This window comes from Deltaproteobacteria bacterium, assembly GCA_019309045.1.
GTDB lineage: Bacteria > Desulfobacterota > Syntrophobacteria > BM002 > BM002 > JAFDGZ01.
Map to the genome: position 1 here is coordinate 1 of JAFDGZ010000162.1, position 3,498 is coordinate 3,498.

General features: G+C 57.2%; 3 protein-coding genes. All 3 read right to left on the bottom strand.

Annotation, left to right across the window (positions count from 1 at the left end; translation table 11 throughout):
• The coding region (locus tag JRI89_17110; GenBank protein ID MBW2072950.1) for an imidazolonepropionase at nucleotides 1-818 on the bottom strand (818 nt) is incomplete at its 3' end.
• On the bottom strand, nucleotides 818-1,735 hold the full coding sequence (ftcD, locus tag JRI89_17115) for a glutamate formimidoyltransferase (GenBank protein MBW2072951.1): 918 nt from the start codon (nucleotides 1,733-1,735) through the stop codon (nucleotides 818-820). The genes ftcD and JRI89_17110, both read right to left, overlap by 1 nt.
• Before the next feature lie 41 nt (nucleotides 1,736-1,776).
• Nucleotides 1,777-3,498, bottom strand: a 1,722-nt coding sequence (locus JRI89_17120) for a urocanate hydratase (protein MBW2072952.1), incomplete at its 5' end; no start/stop codon positions are given.

The window sequence follows — 3,498 nt, forward strand, 5'->3', positions numbered from 1 at the left end:
TGCTCTGCCGAAACAGCCCCGACTTCCGCTGCCAGGCCGGCGCCGCCCAGATCGTGCACCTCGTCGGCATGAATCTTCAATCCCATACCAGCGTTTCTTGCAGCCTGCAATATGCGGCGACTCTGGTCTATTGAGAAGACATGCTTCTCACAGAACACGTCGCAGAACTTGGCTATTGCCTGTTCGGCTACCGCGGGGATCATCTCGGTCAACAGACAGTCCACATAGCCGTCAGCATTGCCGCTGTACTCTTCGGGAATTGCATGCGCCCCGAGAAAAGTGGCTACTACATCCAGAGGTGTCTCCCTGCCGAGGCGATCTATTATTCTGAGCATTTTTAACTCTTCAGCGGTTTCCAGGCCATAGCCGCTCTTTATCTCCAGGGTCGTGGTGCCATAGCTCATGGCTGAAAGTGCATGTTCCAGCGTCATGTAAAAGAGCTCGTCTTCAGACACCCCCCGGACGCTCTTCACCGAGGACAGGATGCCGCCACCGCGCTGCAGAATCTCCAGATAATCTGTGCCGGCCACTCGAAGGGCAAACTCCTGCTCCCGCCTGCCGCCGAAGCACATATGAGTATGGGGGTCCACAAAGCCCGGCATCAGGCAGAGTCCACCGCAGTCCACTTCGAGCTCCACCCCGTCCACCTCAGGAGAAGCCAACACTTCTTGCTCCTCTCCCACTGCTGCAACGAGGCCATTCTTGCACAGCAGGGCGCCATTGTCGAACACCCGCACCTCGCCCTGGCGTCTGCCGCAAAGTGGTGATCCCTGGTCACAGGGTGTGACAATCCGGGCATTTCTGAAAAGCTTTTTCATTATGTCTCCTCGTTTCCGAGCATTTCCAGCAAGCGGAGCTCTAGCACCTGATCCACGCTGAAGCCGGCAAGCTGCATATAATAGGATGCACTGTCAAGAAGTGCTGCCGCGGGAACCATGCCATACACTTCTGTTTCAACAACCGCCACCCCCCACCTCCTGGCTTCCATTCTGACCAGTTCCAGCACCCGGTAGAGGGCATTCTTCTCATAATCCACAATGTTCATGCTTACCTGCACCAGGCCGCGTTTCTCCAGGGAGAGGCCAATGGCCTTTACATGGCCAAGACCGCCGCTGGCGGCCTTGACTGCCCCGGCAATCCGGCGGGCAACCTCCACATCAGGGGTTGCCAGGTTGACGTTGAAGGCCACCAGGAACTTTCTGGCGCCGATCACTGTGGCACCTGCAGTGGCGTGCAGCCTGGCCTCTCCCACATCGGGCTGCCTTTCTGGTTTACTCACCTCTGCCTTGAGGGCTTCGTACTGGCCTTTCCTTATTGTCTCCAGCTTCCGTCGATCAGGCCGCAGCGCTGCCTCCTCGTAAAAGTACACTGGCACCCCTGTTTCCTCATAATACCTGCTGCCAAAGCTGCGGCTCCTGCTGACGCACTCCTCCATGGAAATATTGCGCAGGGGCACAAAAGGAATCACATCGACAGCGCCAATTCGCGGATGCCCGCCGCTATGGCTCTCCAGGTCGATCTTGGCAATCGCCACCCTGGCAGCCTCCAGAACCGCATCTTCAACTGCTGCCGGCGCACCTACCACAGTCGCCACCAGGCGGTTGTGGTCCTGGTCGGCCCGGTAATCGACAAGCCAGCACCCTTTCTTCTTTCGCAGCGGCTCCACGATAGCTTCGATAACTTCAGGCCTTCTTCCTTCGCTGAAATTAGGAACGCACTCAACAAGCTTTGCCATGGGCAGATTTTCCTTTCGCCGTGAGGGCAACGAACAGCGCCTTATTTGCCGCTCTCCGCCAGACCTTTGGCCACCACTCTGGCCACCAGATCGTGGTCAGCCACATAGGGAATGGTAATGTGATCCAGACCCTTGCTCTCTCTGTTGTGCTCCATGCTTACCTGGATCGAGTGCTCATTGCGGGCCCAGGCTCGCCTGGCAACTCCACCCAGCACATCCCACGAAATGGCGGCACGAATGATTTCGTCCACCCTGTCGCTGCCGTCCAGCACCAGGCCGAAGCCGCCGTTTATGGCCCTGCCAATGCCAACGCCGCCGCCGTTGTGCAGGGCCACCAGAGTCATGCCCCGGGCGGCATTGCCAGCAAAGCAGTGGGTGGCCATCTCTGCCATCACATTGCTGCCGTCAGTGATGTTGGCGGTTTCCCTCAAGGGGGAATCAGTACCCCCGGGGTCGTGGTGATCCCTGCCGATCATGATGGGTCCCACCTCACCCTGGCGAACCATCTCATTGAACTTCAGGGCGATGCGTATTCTTCCCTGGGCATCTTGATAGAGGATCCTCGCCTTCGAGCCGACTACCAGCTGGTATTTTTCCGCCTCGCGAATCCAGATGTAATTATCCCTGTCCTGTCCTCTGCGGTTGGGATCGATGCACGCCATGGCAGCCCTGTCGGTTTTGATGAGGTCTTCGTGTTTGCCGCTCAGACAGACCCAGCGGAAGGGGCCATAGCCATAATCAAAGATGTGGGGCCCCATGATATCTTCCACATAAGAAGGGAAGATAAAGCCGTCCTTTTCATCGATGCCATTCCTGGCAATTTCCGTAGCCCCGGCATCAAGGACTGCCTTCATAAAGGAGTTGCCGTAGTCAAAGAAATAGGTTCCTCTTTCTACCAGAATCTTGATGAATTCGAAATGCCGGCGCAGACTCCTGTCCACGAGGTGGCAGAACCTTTCCCTGTCTGACTCGAGCAGACGAGTCCTCTCCTCGAAAGTGAGCCCCTGTGGACAGTAGCCGCCTTCATACACGGCGTGGCAGGAGGTCTGGTCAGAAAGGAGGTCGATGGGTATTTTCTGCTGCACCGCATACTCCAGCAGATCAACCACATTGCCATAATAGGCAATGGAAAGCGGCTGCCTCTTGCCGAGAGCCCTGGTGGCCAGGGTGAAAACCTCATGTTTGTCCGCCGAAACCTTCTGCACCCATCCCTGTTTGTGCCTCGTTTCAATGCGAGAATAATCCACCTCGGCAATAATGGCCACTGCCCCGGCTATTTCCGCCGCCTTTGGTTGCGCGCCGCTCATCCCCCCGAGACCGGAGGAGACAAACAGCAAGCCGCCAAGGTCTTCCTCGGCTCCTATACCATAGTGAATCCGGCCCGCATTGAGCAGGGTGTTGTAGGTGCCGTGCACAATGCCCTGGGGTCCGATATACATCCAGCCCCCGGCAGTCATCTGGCCGTAGTTTGCCACTCCCATCTGGGCGGCAATCTCCCAGTCTGCCTGATTGTCGTACATCCCCACCATCAAGCCGTTGGTAATGATTACCCGCGGGCTCTCCGGCCTCGACCTGAACAGACCGAGGGGATGCCCGGAGGCCACCACCAGAGTTTGTTCCTCGCTGATCTCCTCCAGGTATCTCTTGATCAACCTGTACTGCATCCAGTTCTGACAGACCTGGCCCGTCTCTCCATAGGTGACGAGCTCATAGGGATAGAGAGCCACCTCGAAGTCCAGATTGTTGTCGATCATCAGCTGCAG

What these genes read in the sequence shown, in the direction of transcription:
- ftcD (MBW2072951.1), bottom strand. Translation starts at nt 1,735, where the DNA reads ATGGCAAAGCTTGTTGAGTGCGTTCCTAATTTCAGCGAAGGAAGAAGG.